This is a genomic window from Candidatus Thioglobus sp. NP1 (genome assembly GCF_003326015.1).
Lineage (GTDB): Bacteria > Pseudomonadota > Gammaproteobacteria > PS1 > Pseudothioglobaceae > Pseudothioglobus > Pseudothioglobus singularis_A.
On sequence record NZ_CP023860.1, the window covers coordinates 1,024,875 to 1,044,483 of the forward strand.

Consider the following 19,609-nt stretch of genomic DNA (forward strand, 5'->3'; position numbering starts at 1 on the left):
CCCGTGTTCAAGTATTCTTGGCACGGGACTTTTTTTTAATATTTTTAATATTAAATAGTTATGTATTCTTATTGGAAAAATAATCAATTAAAGTTAACACCTTGGATTTTTCTAGCTCCTGGCATTTTTATGTTTTGCCTGTATGTTATTTTTCCAATTTTTCAATCTATAAGTCTAAGTTTTTATGATTGGGACGGGCTTGGTGAAAAGACTTATATTGGTGTTGAAAACTATATAGAACTTCTCGATGATGAGGATTTTTATACATCTTTAAAAAATAATTTAATATGGTTGATTCTAACCTTTGTTGCAATCCCAGCAGGCTTATTTTCAGCGCTATTTTTAAACCAAACAGTAAGAGGCATAAGATTTTATAAGTCTCTATTTTTCTTTCCATTTGTAATTTCTCAAGTTGTTGTTGGCATGGTTTTTAGTTGGTTTTATGATCCTACAAATGGACTTTTGAATCAAATGCTTGAAGGAATGGGATTTAATCCAGTGGCGATATTGGCAGACGAGGATTATGCTACTTATGGAATTATTGCTGCTAGTTTATGGCCCCAAACTGCATATTGTATGATTTTGTTTTTAACAGGACTTAATTCTGTAGATCCAGAACAAATTGAAGCAGGCCGAATAGATAATGCAAGAGGCTGGAGAATGTTGTGGTACGTAATCTTGCCCCAATTAAAGCCTGCAACTTTTATTGCTGTGGTTGTTACAGTAATTGGAGCACTAAGATCATTTGATTTGATTTCAGTTATGACTAGGGGTGGTCCATGGGGATCAACACGTGTTTTAGCTTATTTTATGTACGAAAAAGCTTTTTCAGAGTATGGATATCGAATGGGCTATGCGGCTGCAATTGCTGTTATTTTGCTTGCTATAATGATGGTTTACATTGCAATAATTCTTTATAGAATGTACCGCACTGAGAAAGGAGTTTAGCAATGTTTCCAACCCCAATTGAAAGAACAAAACCATTAACACGAAGACTCTATAAAATTGCATTACCTATTTCAATTATTATTTGGCTGCTTCCACTTATTGCAGTTGCTTTAACTTCAATTCGATCTGGGGCAGATATTAATTCTGGCAATTATTGGGGAATGCCAACTTCCTTTAATTTAATTGAAAACTATACTTTTATATTTACTGACTCCCCAATTGCATACTACATTCTAAATAGTTTTAAAGTTACTATTCCAACTGTTATTGGTGCTTTAGCTATTTCAAGCCTTACAGGTTTTGCGCTAGGTGTTTATAAATTTAAACTTAATTTATTAGTATTTTTTATGTTTGTAGCAGGAAACTTTATTCCTTTTCAAATACTGATGGTGCCAGTTAGAGACTTGTCACTCTCCCTCGGGCTTTACAACACAATATCTGGTCTTGTGGCTTTTCATATTGCCTTTCAATCTGGCTTTTGTACTTTTTTTATGCGTAACTTTATACGTGCACTTCCTTTTGAGTTAATTGAGGCTGCAAGAGTTGAAGGTGTGTCGGAGTTTAAAATTTTCTGGTACATCGTATTGCCATTAATGCGCCCTGCATTAGCTGCTTTATCAGTACTAATTTTTACTTTTGTGTGGAATGATTTTTTCTGGGCATTAGTTTTAACTCAAGGTGCAGACACTATGCCAGTTACTGCTGGCATAAATTCTCTTAATGGGCAATGGATTACCAATAACCATTATGTTGCAGCTGGTTCAATAATTGCTGCACTTCCACCAGTTGTGATGTTCTTTTTGATGCAAAAACACTTTATAGCTGGACTAACGCTTGGATCTGTTAAGTGACTAATCAATGGCGCCTTGATACTCTTGATCAAACTTTGGTTTTATTATCTTTGAATAATAGGCTTCCATGCCTTATATATTGGGGTCGTCGTTTACCTGACAATGAAAATCTTAACTCCTTATCTACTGCAGTGGCTAAAGATTGGGGGGACAACTTGCTGGATAAAGTTCCAGAGTTATCTGTCTTACCTGAGCAGTCTGCAAATTTTCCAGGACAGCTTGGATGCAAAATGAGAGGCCTTGATGGAATGATTCTCTCTAGTAACTTTGTTTTTCTAAAAGATGAAGCAAAAGACAACTCATTGTCCTTAGTTTTTTTGGACAAAGCCATAGAGCAAACATATACATTGACAATCATTTCCTTTGAAGAAAGTAATATGTATAGCCTTAGTGCCAAAATTGACAGCAAAAAGCCAATATTTATGGACTGGTTTTCTGCTCCAGTAATTCTAGCACCTCAAAATAGTAATGAAATGATTGACTATGGAGGTCAATGGGGTGGTGAATTCAGAAGCCAAATAACTCCATGGGTAACTGGTACTCATCTGCGTGAGTCAAGGTCTGGAACAACAAGTCATGCAAATTTCCCTGGCCTTCTTATTCCAACCATTGAAAGCTCAGAGAATTCAGGGTCTTGTTATGGTTTTCACTACGGCTGGTCTGGAGGTCATCGTATGATTGCAGAGCAACTTCCAGATGGTCGTAGGCAAGTTCAATTTGGCAATACTGAAAATAGTGATTTAATTTCTGGAAATAGCTTCGAAACAGCAAAGCTATATATTAGCCATTCTAGTAACGGAATTAGCGGGGTTGGTAAGTCATTTCGATCTCACGTAGCTAATTCAATTATTAAGGCACCTAAGGACAATGTTAGGCCTGTTCATTACAATTGCTGGGAGGCTATATATTTTGATCATAATATTGACCAATTAAAAGAAATAGCTAGCCTTGCTTCTGAAATTGGTGCTGAAAGGTTTGTGCTGGATGACGGCTGGTTTAAAGGACGTGATAGTGCTAACTCTAGTCTTGGTGACTGGGATGTTGACAAGAATAAATATCCTTCAGGATTGCAACCATTAATTAGCCATATCCATTCTCTTAAAATGTCTTTTGGTTTGTGGTTTGAGCCTGAGATGGTTAGCCCTAATAGTAATCTTTATCGACAGCATCCTGAATGGATAATGGGCCACAAAGATCAAACTCTTGGACGAGATCAGTTGGTTCTTAATATTGCCATTAAAGATGTTGAGGATTACCTTTTTAAGAAAATTTCAGCATTGTTAACTGAGTATCCAATTGAGTATATTAAGTGGGACCATAATCGAGTTCTGCCTTATCCCGATGCTTCGCAAACAAAAAGCCTGTATGTTCTTCTAAAGCGAATTAGATTGGCGTATCCAAAAGTTGAGATTGAATCCTGCTCATCAGGAGGTGGACGAATAGATTATGGCATTCTAGAAAATACACAAAGAGTTTGGCTTTCAGATAGTAATGATGCAATTGAAAGGTTACGTATTCAGCATGAGGCAATTTTATGGTTGCCTACTTCGATAACGGGCAGTCATGTTGGGCCAAAGGTTTGTCACACCTCTGGGCGTGAACTTCCACTAGCATTCAGAGCATGGGTGGCAGCTCAAAGGCATATGGGATTTGAGATGGATCCGCGTGCACTGTCACCTTCAGATAAAGCACTGCTTAAAGCCGTTACTAATTGGTGGAAGGAGAATCGTCAGTGGATGAAAGATGCAAATATTTTACGATTACCTTGTGTCGATAAAAGCATAACTGCTGAAATTCAAATTAATTCAAGTGAGAATCACTTTGTTGTTTTCGCTGGCCAAAATGCCTTATCAGAATTTAGCTCACCAGTTCCATTGGTCCTATCTGGGCTAGACTCAATGGCAATGTATAATGTCTCGTTATACAACAAAAATCATATCAACTCTCTTGGTAAATCAGATGGTGGTCTTTTGCAAAAAACATTGAAGCTTAGTGGGCAATTTTTAATGAACCATGGACTGCAGTTACCTAAAGCTTTTCCAGCTAGCATGATGGTAATAGAAGGGGATAAAGCTGCATGAGTAAAGCTAACAAGCGTCGATCATCGAATTGGTATGGAAAAATGGATAAAGATGGTTTTATCCATCGAAGCTGGATGAAAAGCCAAGGATTCCCAGACCATGCTTTCGATGGACGCCCAATAATTGGTATATGCAATACTTGGTCTGAGTTAACCCCATGTAATGCAGGTTTAAGAACTTTAGCTGAAGGCGTTAAGAGGGGTGTTTGGGAGTCAGGAGGCCTACCACTTGAGTTCCCTGTAATGTCATTAGGTGAAACCCAAATGAAACCAACCGCAATGCTTTTTCGAAATCTTTTATCTATGGATGTCGAGGAAAGTATTCGCGCTTATGGAATTGATGGCGTTGTTTTACTAGGCGGCTGTGATAAAACTACCCCAGGACAATTAATGGGTGCAGCAAGTGTCGATTTGCCGACAATTGTTGTTTCTTCTGGCCCAATGCTTAATGGTAAATATAAAGGCCAAGATATTGGTTCTGGAACTGATGTTTGGCGCTTTTCTGAAGACGTTAGAGCTGGTGATATGTCTTTACAAGATTTTATGTCTGCTGAGACAGGAATGAGCCGCTCATCTGGGGTTTGCATGACAATGGGGACTGCATCCACAATGGCAAGCTTGGTTGAAGGGATGGGCTTAAGTTTACCAACGAATGCGGCTATTCCAGCCGTTGATGCAAGGAGAATGGCTCTTGCGCATATGACAGGAAAGCGCATCGTAGAAATGGTGGAAGAGGGTTTGAACTTATCCAAAGTTTTAACAAAAGAGAGCTTTCAAAATGCGATTACACTGAACAGCGCAGTTGGCGGTTCAACTAATTCAGTAATTCACTTGTTGGCTTTAGCGGGAAGAGCTGAAATTGAACTTACTTTGGAGGACTTTGAGAAAGCGGCAGATATACCGCTTCTTGTTAATTGTATGCCTTCAGGTAAGTACCTAATGGAAGATTTTTGTTATGCAGGAGGAGTTCCAGCAGTATTAGATCAAATTAAGAATCATATTAAGCCAGCTAATACGGTTCTAAACAAAGATATAACCAGCTACTTTAAAGGTGCTGAAACATTCAATGAGGACGTCATTCGGCCAATAAATAACCCACTAAAGCCTGCTGCAGGTTTAAAAGTATTGAGAGGGAATTTGGCTCCAAATGGAGCAATTATTAAGCCTGCTGCTGCAACACAAGAGCTATTAAAGCATGAAGGCTTGGCTTATGTATTTGAAGACATTGAAGATCTAAAGGCTAATATTGATAGACCTGACCTTCCAGTAACAAAAGACTCTATTCTAGTTTTAAAGGGGTGTGGACCGAAGGGCTATCCAGGAATGCCTGAGGTTGGTAATATGCCAATACCAAAGGTATTAATTGAGCAAGGTGTTCGAGATATGATACGTATTTCAGATGCTCGAATGTCAGGCACTGCCTTTGGAACTATAGTGCTTCATGTGTCTCCTGAGGCAAATGTAGGTGGCCCTATTTCAATAGTTGAGACTGGTGACCTTATTCGACTTGATGCTTTTAATGGAGTGCTTGAGCTTTTAGTTGCAGAGTCTGAAATTGACAAACGTCTTAAGGCAAGGAAAGAGCCAAAAGTAAATTACACCCGTGGATACGCAAAACTTTATATTGAACATGTCATGCAAGCTGACAAAGGTGCAGACTTAGACTTCCTAGTAGGCAAAGATACTCGCCTTCCAACACGAGAATCTCATTAATGAATAATTACGCAATTTTTAAAGATTTAGAGGATGCTTCAGTTTTTATAACTGGAGGTGGCTCAGGAATAGGGGCTTCATTGACAGAGGGCTTTTTAGCTCAAGGCGCTAAAGTTGCCTTTGTGCAGAGATCAGATTGTGATGAATTTCTAGATGAAATTTCCTCAAAATATAAATATAATCCCTTATTTATTAAATGTGATATTACTGATATTGATGCTCTAAAGTCTGCAATTTCAGATGCTAGCAAGGCTAATGGTGGAATTAATGTGCTTATAAATAATGCCGCTAATGACACACGCCACACACTTGCTGCAATGACTACAGAAGAATGGGATCAGTCAATTAATATCAATCTAAGGCCTCATTTCTTTACAGCACAGGCTGTGGCTCCTTTTATGAAAACTCAAGGTGGCGGCAGTATTATTAATTTTTCATCAAACTCTTACATGATGGGCAATGCAGGCTTGCCTGCTTATGTTACTTCTAAAGCTGGAATTACAGGTCTAACAAGAAGTTTAGCGAGAGAGCTTGGCGCTGATGGCATTAGAGTGAACACACTAATCCCAGGTTGGGTTTTAACTGAAAGACAGCTAAAGCTGTGGGCAAATGAAAAAGATTTAGCAATTCACATGGATAAACAATGCATTAAGGAACACTTATTGCCTAACGATTTAATTGACTCCACTTTATTTTTAGCTTCGAATGCATCACGAATGATGACTGGCCAAGCTTTAGTGATTGATGGTGGCGTAGTAGTTACAGGATAAAAAAATAATGAGAGATATTAAAGCTAAATGGATTGCTGCAGATTGGGGGACAACCCATATGCGCGCTTGGGCTATTGACGAAAAAGGCGAAGTTCTTGCTTATAGTGAGTCGAATGAAGGCATGAAAGATCTCCAGCAGAATGAGTTTGAGCCAGTATTATTGCGTCTTATTGAAAGCTGGCTTGATAGCGAAAAAGTAACATCTGTTATGGCTTGTGGAATGGTTGGTGCTCGTCAAGGGTGGGTTGAAACGCCGTATTTAAAGACCCCATGCGTGCCTATCGATAAAATTCAAATTACAGTTGCCAGTACCAAGGATTCAAGGATTCAAGTCAACCTAGTTCCGGGAGTAATGCAGCATAAGCCTGCAGATATTATGAGGGGTGAGGAAACCCAAATTGCTGGATTTATTAAAGAAAATCCAAGCTTTGATGGTATTGTTTGCCTTCCTGGTACCCATACAAAATGGGTAAATGTAAGGGCAGGTCAAATAGAAAATTTTAGAACTTTTATGACGGGTGAGCTTTTTGGCGTAATTTCTAACAACACTTTAATTAAGCACTCAATTGAGTCGGAAGGGTGGGATCAAGTTAGTTTTGATAACGGAGTTATCAAGGGTTTTGACAACCCAGGTCTAATTGCTTCGGATCTTTTTTCATTACGATCTGAATCAATAGTTAATGATTTAGATTCTAATTCTGCAAGAGCAACTCTTTCTGGATTGCTATTGGGAGTTGAGCTTAACGGAGCAATAAGCTACTGGAAAGATAAAAATGTCATCCTTATTGGCTCTGAGCTTCTAACTAATAATTATCAAGAAGGATTAAAAATACTTGGTGGTGAAAGTCATGCTTTCAGCCTTGAGGCTGCTACTTTATCAGGACTGACCTCTGCTTATATGGAGTTGCACTCTGAATAAGAGTAAGAATATGAATAGAAATATAATTGCTATATTACGAGGTGTTAAACCAAAAGAGGTTCTTGATATAGCTCATGTTATTGTTAAAGCCGGAATAAGCCAAGTCGAAGTGCCTCTTAATTCACCTAGTGCTTTTGAAAGTATTGAGCTGCTTCGTGATGAATTTGAAGGATCAATTCAATTTGGTGCTGGAACAGTAACAGATATAAAGCAGGTTGAAGTCCTTGCTAAAATTGGTGTAAATTTTATTGTTTCGCCTAATTTTAATCCTGATGTTGTTAAAGCAACTAAAGAGGCAAATATATTGAGCTATCCAGGAGTTATAACTCCAACAGAGTGCTTCTCTGCAATACATTGTGGAGCTGATGGTTTGAAGTTTTTTCCAGCCTCTCTTATTGGAGAAGACAATTTAATCGCATTAAAGGCTGTTTTGCCATCAGATATGCCTCTTTTCATGGTTGGCGGTGTTGGTCCAAAAAACTTTTCATCTTGGATCAAAGCCGGTGCTACTGGTTTTGGAATAGGCTCAGGGTTATACAAGGCTGGCGAATCCCTAAACATAGTTTCTAAGAAGGCTGAGTCGATTGTTTTGGCTTATGATGAAGCGCAATAATGATAAGTGACTATCTTCCCTTAGATTCGTCTGATTTGGGTGAAGGCCCATTATGGCATCCAAAACTAAAGTCTCTATTCTGGTTTGATATAAATTCCTTTAAGATGCATAACTGGAATAACTCTAAACTTAAAACTTGGGTATTTTCTGAGCCAGTTTCGGCTGCAGGATGGATTGATGAGGAGCATTTAATGGTTGCGACTGCATCCTCATTAAGTAAACTTACCTTAGCAACTGATGAAAGAGAAGTGATCGTTGATTTAGAGGCTGATATGGTTCACACCCGATCAAATGATGGGCGCGCTGATCCATGGGGCGGTTTTTGGATTAGTACAATGGGACTTAATGCGCAAGCAGATGCTGGTTCTATTTATCGCTTCTATAAAGGTGAGCTAAGACAGTTACACCAGAATATTACAATCCCTAATAGCATTTGCTTTTCCCCAGATAAAAAGTTTGGATATTTTGCAGATACACGTAAACAGAAAATTTGGAAGCAGAAATTAGATGAATCTAATGGCTGGCCTGCTCATGAACCAGTTATTTTTGTTGATCTGGAGCCTCAAGGTCTTCGTCCTGATGGCTCAGTATGTGATAGTGAGGGATTTCTATGGAATGCGCAGTATGGCGCCTCTAGGCTGGCAAGATATAGTTCTAATGGTCAATTAGATCAAGTAGTTAACTTTCCAGTTTCTCAGGTTACTTGTCCTGCTTTTGGCGGCGACTCATTAAATACTATTTATACTACTTCGGCCTATCAGAATTTAAATAATGAAAATTTAAAAGTTGAGCCTTTAGCTGGTAAAGTATTTTATTTTCAATCAGAGATAACTGGTTTAGCTGAATATCAAGTTAAATTATGAGAATACTATGATTCCAAAACTAGGTAGTTGTTATTATCCAGAACATTGGTCAGAGACTCAATGGGAAAAAGATGCTAAGGATATGATAGAGTCAGGCTTAACTTGGGTTCGAATAGGTGAATTTGCCTGGAGTCGATTAGAGCCTGAAGAGGGTGCTCAAAATTTTAAATGGCTTGACCAAGCTATTAAAGTATTAGGAAATGCTGGATTGAATGTGGTTATGAGCACTCCAACTGCAGCTCCTCCAAGGTGGGTTGTAGATAAATGGCCGGATATGCTACTAGTTGATTCTGATGGACGTTCTCGTAAATTTGGCTCAAGGAGACATTACTGTTTTTCTCATCAAGGCTATCTCCAGGAGTCTTCAAGGATTACAAGGCTTGTTGCAAAGCGATATGGAAAAAACCCTTATATTAAAGCATGGCAATTAGATAATGAATATGGATGTCACAACACTACGTTGTCTTTTAGTGCTTCATCAGAAAGCTCGTTTAAACTTTGGTTATCTAATAAATATAAGACGATTGAAAATCTTAATGAGTCTTGGAGTAATGTTTTCTGGTCGATGGAATATAATAGTTTTGAGCAAATTGATTTACCAAATTTAACCGTTACTGATGCGAATCCAATTCATGAATTAGACTTCAGAAGGTTTAGCTCTGAGCAAGTAGTTAAGTTTAACCGCGCCCAAGTTTTAATAATGCGCGAACATACAAAAATGCCACTTATTCATAACTATATGGGAAAAATTACAGATTTTGATCATTATGAAGTAGGTAATGATTTAGATATTGCTAGTTGGGATAGCTATCCTTTGGGCTTTTTAGAAGATCGATCGACTCAAAATGAAGACTTTAAACTTAAATTTATGCGCTTTGGAGATCCTGATTTTCAGGCATTTCATCATGACCTATACAGGACTGTTGGGTGCGGCCGTTGGTGGGTAATGGAGCAGCAACCAGGACCTGTGAATTGGGCTCCTTACAACCCTGAACCTGCTCGTGGAGCGGTTAGGCTTTGGTCTTGGGAGGCCATTGCTCATGGCGCAGAAGTGGTAAGTTATTTTCGCTGGAGACAAGCTCCTTTTGCTCAGGAACAAATGCACGCTGGCCTGCAAAGACCTGATGGTGAAAGCGCACCCGGTTTAACTCAAGCTTCTCAAGTTAATTCTGAGTTAAAAGAATTTGATGGCATTCAGCAAGTTCAATCAAAGGTCGCTATAATTTTTGATTATGAAAGCTGTTGGGCATGGGAAATTCAGCCTCAAGGTAAAGACTTTAGTTATTTTGAATTAGTTTATGAATACTATAAGGCTCTTCGAAGCCTTGGTTTATCAGTTGATATACTCCCTCCAAATCAAAAAGATTTAACTGGATATAAAATTGTACTTGCTCCTGGATTAATGCATTTCGATACAGATCTTAAGGTGGCAATTGAATCCTTTGAAGGCGTTTTAATTTCAGGTCCAAGATCTGGCTCAAAAACATTAGATATGGCTATTCCAAAAGACTTACCACCAGAAGTTCCTGGCGTTGTTGGTACCGTTGCTAGTGTTGAGTCTTTGAGGCCAAATGCCAGTATTTTAATTAAAGCTGGAGGTAGTTTTAATCGCTGGATGGAAACTTTAGTAGATTGTGATAATGTTATTGAGGAATGTGAGGATGGCCGTCCAGCACTCATTGGACAAACAAATAGACTATATTTAACGGGTTGGGGTAATCAGGAGGCGTTAACAAGAATATTTAGGGATGCTTGTTTATCTCAAAATATTTCTACAATGGATCTGCCTGATTGCGTAAGAGTACGTGAAACACATAAACATCGATTTTGGTTCAACTACAGTGAGAAAGAAACGAATGTCAGTTCAGTTAGTCTTCCTCCTTCTGGGGTTTTCTGGGAACCTCTTTAAGAAAGGTTATTTGACTCGAAGTTCGGTTTTAGGGTCAAAAAATAGGGCTGAAGTTGTGTTTGCTGCTATTCCAACTTTTGATCCTGTTAAGGGCAATTTTTCCTCTCTTGACTCTACAACAACTCTTTCACCACTCAAGGTTTTTAAGTAAACATACGAAATGTCTCCAAGAGCTTCAGTGAATTCTACTTCAAGATCTCCTGACTTAGTGAGCTTTAATTGCTGAGGCCTTAATCCAACAATTAACTCTGACTTAGATGAGGCAACTGCTTTACTTACTTTGATTTTTGAGGACTTAAGATTAGGTATTGTTAACTTTGAATCAACAATATTTCCTTTTAAAAAATTGATTGTTGGTGAGCCAATAAAGCCTGCAACAAAAATATTTTGTGGATCTTCATATAACTCTAATGGTTTACCTACTTGCTGAATTAAACCCTCTTTTAGAACGACTATTTTATCGGCGAGCGTCATTGCTTCTACTTGGTCATGGGTGACATAAATGATAGTTGTCCCTAGTTCACGATGAAGACGAGAGATTTCAACGCGCATTTCAACCCTAAGTTCCGCATCAAGATTTGATAAAGGCTCATCAAATAAAAATACTTCTGGACCCCTTACAATTGACCTTCCAATGGCAACTCTTTGTCTTTGTCCACCTGACAAGGTTTTAGGCTTTCTATCCATGTAATCTTCAAGGTGCAAAATACTCGCAGCATCATTAACTTTCTTGTTAATTTCATCAGTAGGAACTTTTGTCATTTTAAGACCAAAGCCCATATTTTCTCTAACCGTCATATGTGGATATAAAGCGTAAGATTGAAAAACCATTGCAATGCCCCTGTCCGCTGGATGCATCTTAGTGACATCTTTATCACCAATATGAATCTCACCAGTGGTTACTTCTTCAAGGCCAGAGATCATTCTGAGTAATGTTGATTTTCCACAACCTGATGGCCCAACAAAAACACAAAAATCACCGTCCTCGATTTCTAAATCAATTCCATGGATAACTTGCAATTTATCGTATTTCTTTGTCGCTTTAGATATCTTTAATGATGCCATATCAAAGGTGTCCTTATATTAGTTGTTTTGTTCAGGAAAATTCCATGCACCAGCTTCTTTCCCAATTAGTTCTGAGGTCTTAAGTAGTTGAGGCTTGAATTCTTGAAGGCTCTCTAAGCTGTGAATGTCAATTGAGCTGGTGATTGATAAGCCACCAATCACTCTACCTTTTGAAGACAAAATAGGAGACGAAATACAAATAATTTTTACTTCATGCTCCTGTTTATCAAAGGCTATTCCTTGCTTTTTTATTATAGTTAGTTCTTTGCGAAGCGCTTTTTCTGAGGTAATTGTAAAGTCAGTATATTTAAAGAATGCTTGTTTAGAAATAACTCTACTTAGCGCATCTTCATCTAAAAATGCCATCATTGCCTTTCCTACTCCAGTGCAGTAGGCAGGGCCAACTTTGCCAGCTTGAGAGTACATTTCAATTGGTGAGCTAGGGTTTCGTTTGTCAACATAGAGTACCTGACCATTATCAAGCTGTGCAAGATGAACTGTTTCACCTACTTTCTCAGAAAGTTCATCAATAAATGGGAGTGCTATTGGGGCTAAAGAGCTTTGAAGCCATGCTGCATGAGCCATCCGAACTAGTTTTAAGCCTAACTTATAAGTCTGCTCTTCTTCATTGTAACTCAACATATTTTGGTTAAGTAAGGTTTGAAGCAATCTATAAAGAGTTGCTTTAGGATATTTGCTAGTTTTAAGAAGACTTGAAAAGCGCACAGGTGTTCCAAGTTCTGCAACTTCATTTAGAACATCTAAAGCTTTTCCTACTGTTCCATCACCCCTTATATCTACAGCCATATTCTCATACAAATATTATTGAATTTAAACTTCTTGTTGTTCACTATTAACAGTCTATTTAGGGTTATAATTTTAGCAGATTATGTATACTATTTTTATTAGTTTACAATAGTAGAACAAAGTTTCATTATTTGGAAATAGTATTTATTATTATGGTTAGTTCAGAAAAATATATTCTATCAATTGATCAGGGCACAACCTCTTCTCGAGCAATTTTATTTGATATAAATTACCAAATTATTGCAGTAGGTCAAAAAGAATTTACGCAATTTTTCCCAGATTCTGGATGGGTTGAGCATGATCCAGAAGAAATTTGGCTTTCCACATTAGAAAGTTGCAATAAAGCTATTAATGAGGCAGATATAAGGCCAAATCAAATTGCTTCAGTAGGAATTACTAATCAACGAGAAACAACCGTCGTTTGGGATAAAAAAACGGGAGAAGTAATTTACAATGCAATTGTATGGCAAGATAGAAGAACCTCTGATAAATGCCTAAAGCTTCGAGAATTTGGCAATGAGGAAATGGTTACGCAAAAAACTGGACTTCTGCTTGATCCTTATTTTTGTGCTACTAAGATTGCCTGGATTCTTGATAATGTCAATGGTGCTAGAAAAAAAGCAAATGCTGGCGAATTACTATTTGGAACTATAGATAGTTTTTTATTATGGCGATTAAGTAATCATGAGGTCCACTCCACAGATGCAACAAATGCTTGCAGAACTCTTTTGTATAACATTCATGATGGTTGCTGGGATGATGATTTACTAGAGCTATTTGATATACCTAAATCAATGCTCCCAAAAGTTTATGATAATGCTGCAAATTTTGGTAATATTCATGACAGTATATTTGGTGCTGAGATACCTATCTCTTGCTTAATTGGAGATCAACCATCTGCCCTAGTTGGCCAAGCTTGCTTTAAACCTGGAATGGTTAAATCAACCTATGGGACTGGCTGTTTTGTTTTGATTAATACTGGAGATAAGCCAGTTAAATCTAATAATAAATTATTAACTACTTTTGCCTTTCAAATTAATGGAAAGCCATGCTTCGCACTAGAAGGTTCAATATTTGTAGCTGGTGCAGCCGTTCAGTGGCTTCGAGATGGACTAAAATTGATAGAGTCAGCTGAACAGTCAGAAGTTCTTGCTATGGAGGCTGATTCTAGTCAAGAGGTTTATTTAGTTCCAGCATTTGTTGGGCTTGGTGCGCCTTATTGGGATCCAGATTGTAGAGGTGCACTTTATGGCCTTACAAGAAATACAGGCCCCGCTGAAATTGCAAAAGCCACACTTGAGTCTGTGTGTTATCAAACATCTGATCTTTTGACAGCAATTTCAAAAGATTTGGGAGAAAATAAATTAAATGCTATCAGAGTAGATGGAGGGATGGCAGCCTCAAATTGGACAATGCAAACCCTTGCTAATTTAGTTCAACTGCCAGTAGATAGGCCAAAAAATTTAGAGACAACAGCTTTAGGTGCTGCGTATTTAGCCGGTATGCAGGTTGGTTTCTATCCTTCTATGGATGAGTTTGCAAAATCCTGGCAATCTGAGAATCAATTTAATTCAATAATAAATGATGATCAAAGAGAGAAAAAACTCGCGGGCTGGAAGGATGCAGTTGAAAGAACACTTTCTAATAAGTAGTTCAAACGACTAGCTAATTTCATTAAAATAAATTATATGATTACATGTGTTGGCCCTATTTTTCTCGACAGAGTTGTTAGAATCGATAGCTTTCCTGAAAAACCAATAAAACTAGTGGCAAATAGTCTAGAGAAAAGGCTTGGTGGGCCAGCTCCTGTAGCTAGTTTTGCTATTAAGTCTTTAGGTGGAGATGCTGAATTTATTGGTCGTTTTGGTGATGATGACGCAGCTAGTTTTTTAAAGTCTAAGTTTGATAAAGCTAATATTCAGATTAATAAGTCATTATTTATAAATGATGCACAAAGCTCTCAGAGTCATATTTTTGAAGATTTAGAGGGTGAAAGGATGCTTGCAGTCTTTAATGAGGAAAAACTTATTAATGTGAAATCTTTGCCAGCTTTTGATTTTTCATCTAAACAATCCTATTTGGTTGATACTAATTGGGTTGAAGCCTCCCATTATGTTGCAATAAATTGTTATAAAAATAAAATTAACTGTGTGGTAGATCTGGATAATTTTATAAATAGTAAACTTATTGAAGAGGTTGTTAATTCAGCATCTTTCCCAATTTTTTCTGAGATTGGTCTTAAGCGTTATACAAATAAGGAGTCTATTTCTGATTCATTAGAAAGCTTATACACCTCAAATCCTAAGTTTTATGCAGTTACCATGGGCCCAAAAGGAGTTTATTGGATAAATAATGGAGAAATTTTTCATTGTGAATCACCTCAAGTTAAGGCTATAGAAACCAATGGTGCTGGTGATATTTTTCATGGAGCATTTATAAGATTTATTGAACTCAATAAAACCATCAAAGAGGCAATTGAGTTGGCAACTGCATGTGCATCCTTAAAATGCACGAGAGTAGGTGGTATAGAGTCCCTTCCAAGTTTTGATGAAGTCATAGAGTTTTCAAAACATTTAAAATTATCTAAAAAAAATAATTCATTATGAAAAAAGTCCTAATAACAGAATTTATGGAGCAAGAGAGTGTTGATAAAATATCAGAGCTTTTTGATGTAAATTATGATCCAAGTCTGCATGAAAAACTTGAGATTTTAAGTTCTCAAATAGTTGATGTAGATGCCGTCATAGTAAGAAATAAAACTCAACTCAATGAAGAGCTATTAACTCAAGCAAAAAATCTTTGTTTTGTTGGAAGATTAGGCGTTGGTTTAGATAATATTAACACTGATTTCTGTTCTAGCAACAACATTAAAGTTCAACCTGCAACTGGAATGAATGCAGACTCTGTGGCTGAATATGTTATTAGTTGTGCACTCTCCTTATTAAAGAATATCCCAATTTCACATAATGGAACTATCATCGGTAATTGGCCAAGAACAACTATTGAGTCAAGAGAACTTGGGGGTAAAACTTTAGGACTTCTTGGCTTTGGTGTAATTGGGAAAAAAGTATGTCGATTAGCGCAGGTTTTTGGAGCAAAGGTAATTGCTTATGATCCTTTTGTTCCGGACTCTGATGCTAAAAAATATAATGTCTCGTTGGTTAGTCAAAATGATATTTTTGTTAATTCTGATGTAATATCGATCCACCTTCCTCTTACAGATGAAACTAAAGATTTAATTAATAAAAGCTCATTTAGCTTAATGAAAAGGGCTCCAATTGTTATAAATTCATCAAGAGGATCAATTGTTAATGAGAAAGACTTATTAAAAGCTTATAGTGATAATTTGATTAAAGGTTTTGCGCTAGATGTTTACAGCTCTGAGCCTGTAAACGAAAACTTCTATAAACAGGTAAATGGTTCAATGAATTGTATTCTAACGCCTCATACTTCAGGAGTTACAGTTGAGTCAAATATTAGAGTGAGTCAGTTTATTGCTGACAAAACAATTCAGTTTTTAGGTAACTAGAGATTAAACTCACTCATTTGAACGATTCTTCCTTCTTTAATTGACTTTTCAGCAGCCTCACCAATTGCTACCGCAATAAGGCCATCTTTAAGTGATACTTCTGGTTTAGTATTATTTTGAATAGCCTTAATAAAGGAAGTGTGTTCATAATATGTAGATCCATGGTGATGACCTACCTCATGAATTTTTGCATCAACCTCAATATTTTCCTTTAACGCAGTATTATCTTCTCTAAGACCAATTCGAATATCTGAGTTGGTGATTCCAGATTTATTAGAGGGTACTTCAGTTTCTATTTTTCCAATTGAGCCAACAGCACAAAGCTCTTCTTGATATTCTGAATTCTCAGCAAACATACATAAGTCAAGGAATGCTCTAACGCCATTATCAAAGTCAACAATAACAAAAGCATTATCAAGGATGTCTGGAGTCATTCCATCATAAGTCTCATTTAAATGATTTACATCTTGATTGCCACTGGCATAAACTTTTAATGGCTCACTTTGAGCAATGAGCCTCATTAGGTCAAAGAAATGACAGCACTTTTCAACTAAAGTACCACCAGTTTTTATTGCAAATCTATTCCAGTCATCAACTTTATGAAGAAAGGGAAAGCGGTGCTCCCTTATCGAGAGCATCTTTAAATCACCAATAGTGCCATTATGTATCTCTTGAATCATCCTTTGTACAGGAGGCATATAGCGATACTCCATTGCAGTCCAAATTACTCCAGAATAATTTTTTGCCATTTCTTCAAATTCTTGGCAGTCTTTTACTGTCGTACAAAGTGGTTTTTCAATTAAGAGATGCGCTCCTGATCTCATAACATCTTTTAAAACGTCAATATGAGAAAAATTAGGCGTTGCAATTATAAATGCATTTGCAATATTAGCCTCAATAAGGTCATTGTAATCTTCAAAAATAGCTACTTCATTGTTAAGTAAGTCAAGACATTCATTTATCGATTTTTGGCTCGTATCGCACAATGCAACTACCTCAGCATCTTCAATAATCTCAATATTAAGTATGTGCTCTTGACCCATACAGCCGCCACCGATAATAGCGTATTTAATTTTTTTAATCACAGTGTATAGGTAGGTATGTTCATTTTTTTGCCAAAATGAATAAGCTTGTCAGATATATCACCATAAGTAAAAGCAACATGATGCTCTAGACCCCCCTTAAACATTTGTTCTAATTTATCGGGACTATCATCACCAAGACTTATTACTCCTGAGGTTCCAGAGAAAGAGTTTGGTCTATCTATAACATGACCTTTCATAATAAAGAATTGAAGTTTGTTTCTTGCTTTTGAAACTCTGAAGATTGTTATTTGTCCCTGCTTTAAACTGAAATCATGAAGAAGAGGTTTTTTTCTATTTGAGTGGATACCTGATTTAGCGGTACCTTCTTTTGCCATACTAATTGGAGCAAGTCCACAATGCCAAAAAACTAGAGAATTATCGGACTTATCAACATCAACAATATCTACCAAAAGTGAAGGGCTGTCATTCATCTGATTAAGTATATTACAGCTAATCCCTCCTAAAACGTCAGCTTCACAAGCACAGCTAACTTTTTTCTCATTCATCATAGCCATTGGACCACAAGAAGCACAACCATACTCAGTAAAAGTTTCTGGCCAACATCTAATAGCAAAGGCATCGAGATTATGCTTATCTTTTAGATTTTCAAGACCATGATAGATTGAAAGACTTTTATCAAACTCCTCCTGAACAAGCTCCTCAGTCCCTTGTAGATAGCTTGAAACTGTATTTTTAGTTTCAGTAATAGTGGCAGCTGCAACATCTTTTGCCTCATCAAATAAGTCATCTAAATCAAGATCAACTAGTGAAACGTTAAGCTTGGTTGTTACCTCATTTGAGTCATAATCACAGGTGTCAAAACCCTCAGGCCTAGTTCCAATAATTCCAATTGTCTGCTTGTCAATGGTGTAATTAAAATCTACTTCATTGCCACTCAAGGTAGCTTTATTCCATAATAGGGGTTGATTATCATTACTACCATTAATAAAATTTAAAAATAAAGACTTATTAACACTATCATCACTTTCAATAATTACAAACTCAGGAGTAATATTGTTCTTGATTAAAGAATGCATTCCAAGATTGAGTCCACAAATAGAGTTTAATCTTAATCTTCCACCAGTCCTTGGTTCTGGGAATGAGACAATACATAGTGGTTTATTAATTGATTGAGCGAAGTTTAGAAGAAATTTTGCATCAGTAAATGTCGTTTGAAAAAGAAAAATTTTCTCACACTCATGGCTTTTAAAAAATGATAAAGCCTTATCAGCATCTTCATCATTTGTAACAAGTTTATCAAAGCCAATTGCATTAGGTGACAGGGATAACAGAATTGATTTAGCTTTACTAAATTTTGATTCAGCAAACTCAACATCAAATGTTTCTCTAGCTAGTGCTAAATATCCAATCATTAAAAACCTCCGAAGTTCTTAGTAAATTTTTCAGGTTCTTGAATTTTAAAGCCATTTATAAAAAATGTTTCAAGAGATTGAGCTTTTTTAGCTGTCAAATCATTAAGTTTTTTAATATAAGTTACAGAGTCATTTTTTAAACCTTTTTCAACTAGGCTAATATCTGGATAGTTATTAAAAGCATCAAGCCAAATCGTTCTTCCAGCAAGGTAACCTGAGGCACCATTTTTATAAGCAAGTTCAAGACATTTATAAAAGGAGTCTTTACCCATTCCAGATGATAAGACAACCCAAGGCTTATCATTGGTCGCTTCAGAGAGCTCTTTAAAAGCTAGTTCAGTCTTCCCACTAATCTCATTTTCAAGTTGATCACTATCAACAGGACTTTCTAACTTAAAAATATCAACTTTGTATTCATCTTTGGCGAACTCTTTGACACTATCAATTACATGACGTGACTTTTTTTGTTTTTGTTCTTGATATTCTTTTGTATGGTTTTCATCGTCTTGAAAAGGGTAAACGAGAAGTTCTAATAGAAAAGGAATATTATATTTTTCACACTCTAGACCAACTTGTTTGACATATTTTTTTTGATGCTCAATTGACTTTGCCTCAGCATCAGGTCGATACCAAGCTAAAACTTTGACTGCGTCTCCACCTGCTTTTTTAATTTTCTCTACACTCCAGTTATCAATATTTTCTGAGAATCGACCTTGTGCTGTTTCAACGAAACTATGTTCTTCAAGAGTTATAACAAGTCCTTTAGAGTTATTATATTGAAGAATATTTGATAATGAATAATGAGGATCCATTAGAATGGCTGTAGCTAAATGAGATAAGTTTGTGGTAATTAATTTTTTACATTCAACTACTTCAGCATAGTTATGCTTTCTGCCTTTTGCCTTAGATATGATATTAAAGATGGGAGGTCTCTGGTCTACAGCAAGCATTTGAAAATGATTATTATCTGTACAAAGTTTTTTTAAATGTATTAACTTTCCAATATTTTTCGTTGGCATTTTTTAATGATCTCTAGTTAGAATAATTATGAGGTTTCATATACTGAAACTTGGGTTCATATTTC

At 36.7% G+C, this 19,609-nt stretch carries 17 protein-coding genes; 12 read left to right on the forward strand and 5 right to left on the reverse strand.

Annotated elements, in window-relative coordinates:
- The first annotated feature begins 60 nt into the window (after positions 1 to 60).
- Genes CRN91_RS05290 through CRN91_RS05330 form a run of 9 tightly spaced genes read left to right on the forward strand, consistent with a single transcriptional unit; the run spans position 61 to position 10,666 of the window.
- Entirely contained in the window at positions 61 to 948 is an 888-nt protein-coding gene (locus CRN91_RS05290) for a carbohydrate ABC transporter permease (RefSeq protein WP_114115398.1), read from the forward strand.
- 2 nt (positions 949 to 950) lie between these two features.
- The gene (locus tag CRN91_RS05295; RefSeq protein ID WP_114115399.1) at positions 951 to 1,799 is read left to right on the forward strand and encodes a carbohydrate ABC transporter permease; all 849 of its coding nucleotides are present in this window, start codon (positions 951 to 953) and stop codon (positions 1,797 to 1,799) included.
- On the forward strand, positions 1,796 to 3,880 hold the full coding sequence (locus tag CRN91_RS05300; RefSeq protein WP_114115400.1) for an alpha-galactosidase: 2,085 nt from the start codon (positions 1,796 to 1,798) through the stop codon (positions 3,878 to 3,880). Before CRN91_RS05295 ends, CRN91_RS05300 begins: the two co-directional genes overlap by 4 nt.
- Complete coding sequence (locus CRN91_RS05305) at positions 3,877 to 5,592, forward strand: IlvD/Edd family dehydratase (protein ID WP_114115401.1); 1,716 nt, start codon at positions 3,877 to 3,879, stop codon at positions 5,590 to 5,592. The genes CRN91_RS05300 and CRN91_RS05305 overlap by 4 nt, the downstream gene beginning before the upstream one ends.
- Positions 5,592 to 6,362 (forward strand): SDR family NAD(P)-dependent oxidoreductase, encoded by a 771-nt coding sequence (locus CRN91_RS05310; protein ID WP_114115402.1) that lies wholly within the window; start codon positions 5,592 to 5,594, stop codon positions 6,360 to 6,362. The genes CRN91_RS05305 and CRN91_RS05310 overlap by 1 nt, the downstream gene beginning before the upstream one ends.
- A 7-nt stretch (positions 6,363 to 6,369) precedes the next feature.
- On the forward strand, positions 6,370 to 7,281 hold the full coding sequence (locus CRN91_RS05315) for a 2-dehydro-3-deoxygalactonokinase (protein ID WP_254424916.1): 912 nt from the start codon (positions 6,370 to 6,372) through the stop codon (positions 7,279 to 7,281).
- Between the two features lie 10 nt (positions 7,282 to 7,291).
- Positions 7,292 to 7,894, forward strand: a complete 603-nt coding sequence (locus CRN91_RS05320; protein WP_114115404.1) for a 2-dehydro-3-deoxy-6-phosphogalactonate aldolase — start codon at positions 7,292 to 7,294, stop codon at positions 7,892 to 7,894.
- Positions 7,894 to 8,757: an SMP-30/gluconolactonase/LRE family protein gene (locus CRN91_RS05325; protein ID WP_114115405.1), complete on the forward strand. Its 864-nt coding sequence runs from the start codon at positions 7,894 to 7,896 to the stop codon at positions 8,755 to 8,757. Before CRN91_RS05320 ends, CRN91_RS05325 begins: the two co-directional genes overlap by 1 nt.
- Before the next feature lie 7 nt (positions 8,758 to 8,764).
- Positions 8,765 to 10,666 carry a beta-galactosidase gene (locus CRN91_RS05330; protein WP_114115406.1) on the forward strand — a complete coding sequence of 634 codons (1,902 nt, stop codon included), beginning with the start codon at positions 8,765 to 8,767 and terminating at the stop codon, positions 10,664 to 10,666.
- A gap of 6 nt (positions 10,667 to 10,672) precedes the next feature.
- On the opposite strand, the gene CRN91_RS05335 is transcribed toward CRN91_RS05330, so the two are convergent.
- Positions 10,673 to 11,731 carry an ABC transporter ATP-binding protein gene (locus CRN91_RS05335; RefSeq protein ID WP_114115407.1) on the reverse strand — a complete coding sequence of 353 codons (1,059 nt, stop codon included), beginning with the start codon at positions 11,729 to 11,731 and terminating at the stop codon, positions 10,673 to 10,675.
- An 18-nt stretch (positions 11,732 to 11,749) separates the two neighbouring features.
- Positions 11,750 to 12,538 carry an IclR family transcriptional regulator gene (locus tag CRN91_RS05340; RefSeq protein ID WP_114115408.1) on the reverse strand — a complete coding sequence of 263 codons (789 nt, stop codon included), beginning with the start codon at positions 12,536 to 12,538 and terminating at the stop codon, positions 11,750 to 11,752.
- A 152-nt stretch (positions 12,539 to 12,690) separates the two neighbouring features.
- On the opposite strand from CRN91_RS05340, the gene glpK reads away from it, so the two are divergent.
- From glpK to CRN91_RS05355, 3 genes are read left to right on the forward strand one after another with little or no spacing between them, the layout of a single operon-like run.
- A complete protein-coding gene (glpK, locus tag CRN91_RS05345) occupies positions 12,691 to 14,190 on the forward strand; it encodes a glycerol kinase GlpK (RefSeq protein WP_114115409.1) in 1,500 nt (499 codons plus the stop codon).
- 36 nt (positions 14,191 to 14,226) lie between these two features.
- Entirely contained in the window at positions 14,227 to 15,144 is a 918-nt protein-coding gene (locus tag CRN91_RS05350) for a carbohydrate kinase family protein (RefSeq protein ID WP_114115410.1), read from the forward strand.
- On the forward strand, positions 15,141 to 16,067 hold the full coding sequence (locus tag CRN91_RS05355; protein ID WP_114115411.1) for an NAD(P)-dependent oxidoreductase: 927 nt from the start codon (positions 15,141 to 15,143) through the stop codon (positions 16,065 to 16,067). The genes CRN91_RS05350 and CRN91_RS05355 overlap by 4 nt, the downstream gene beginning before the upstream one ends.
- Here CRN91_RS05355 and CRN91_RS05360 read toward each other — a convergent pair.
- The 3 genes from CRN91_RS05360 to CRN91_RS05370 are packed head-to-tail and all read right to left on the reverse strand — an operon-like array spanning position 16,064 to position 19,544.
- Complete coding sequence (locus CRN91_RS05360; RefSeq protein WP_114115412.1) at positions 16,064 to 17,152, reverse strand: Gfo/Idh/MocA family protein; 1,089 nt, start codon at positions 17,150 to 17,152, stop codon at positions 16,064 to 16,066. The genes CRN91_RS05355 and CRN91_RS05360 overlap by 4 nt on opposite strands.
- Entirely contained in the window at positions 17,149 to 18,525 is a 1,377-nt protein-coding gene (locus CRN91_RS05365) for a hypothetical protein (RefSeq protein WP_114115413.1), read from the reverse strand. The genes CRN91_RS05360 and CRN91_RS05365 overlap by 4 nt, the downstream gene beginning before the upstream one ends.
- Complete coding sequence (locus CRN91_RS05370) at positions 18,525 to 19,544, reverse strand: tagatose 1,6-diphosphate aldolase (RefSeq protein ID WP_114115414.1); 1,020 nt, start codon at positions 19,542 to 19,544, stop codon at positions 18,525 to 18,527. The genes CRN91_RS05365 and CRN91_RS05370 overlap by 1 nt, the downstream gene beginning before the upstream one ends.
- Positions 19,545 to 19,609 lie beyond the last annotated feature (65 nt).

Coding starts and splice junctions, on each gene's coding strand:
- CRN91_RS05305 (WP_114115401.1), top strand. CDS start 3,877: ATGAGTAAAGCTAACAAGCGTCGATCATCGAATTGGTATGGAAAAATG.
- CRN91_RS05330 (WP_114115406.1), top strand. CDS start 8,765: ATGATTCCAAAACTAGGTAGTTGTTATTATCCAGAACATTGGTCAGAG.
- CRN91_RS05325 (WP_114115405.1), top strand. CDS start 7,894: ATGATAAGTGACTATCTTCCCTTAGATTCGTCTGATTTGGGTGAAGGC.
- CRN91_RS05350 (WP_114115410.1), top strand. CDS start 14,227: ATGATTACATGTGTTGGCCCTATTTTTCTCGACAGAGTTGTTAGAATC.
- CRN91_RS05370 (WP_114115414.1), bottom strand. CDS start 19,544: ATGCCAACGAAAAATATTGGAAAGTTAATACATTTAAAAAAACTTTGT.
- CRN91_RS05335 (WP_114115407.1), bottom strand. CDS start 11,731: ATGGCATCATTAAAGATATCTAAAGCGACAAAGAAATACGATAAATTG.
- glpK (WP_114115409.1), top strand. CDS start 12,691: ATGGTTAGTTCAGAAAAATATATTCTATCAATTGATCAGGGCACAACC.
- CRN91_RS05320 (WP_114115404.1), top strand. CDS start 7,292: ATGAATAGAAATATAATTGCTATATTACGAGGTGTTAAACCAAAAGAG.
- CRN91_RS05290 (WP_114115398.1), top strand. CDS start 61: ATGTATTCTTATTGGAAAAATAATCAATTAAAGTTAACACCTTGGATT.
- CRN91_RS05340 (WP_114115408.1), bottom strand. CDS start 12,538: ATGGCTGTAGATATAAGGGGTGATGGAACAGTAGGAAAAGCTTTAGAT.
- CRN91_RS05295 (WP_114115399.1), top strand. CDS start 951: ATGTTTCCAACCCCAATTGAAAGAACAAAACCATTAACACGAAGACTC.
- CRN91_RS05355 (WP_114115411.1), top strand. CDS start 15,141: ATGAAAAAAGTCCTAATAACAGAATTTATGGAGCAAGAGAGTGTTGAT.
- CRN91_RS05310 (WP_114115402.1), top strand. CDS start 5,592: ATGAATAATTACGCAATTTTTAAAGATTTAGAGGATGCTTCAGTTTTT.
- CRN91_RS05315 (WP_254424916.1), top strand. CDS start 6,370: ATGAGAGATATTAAAGCTAAATGGATTGCTGCAGATTGGGGGACAACC.
- CRN91_RS05365 (WP_114115413.1), bottom strand. CDS start 18,525: ATGATTGGATATTTAGCACTAGCTAGAGAAACATTTGATGTTGAGTTT.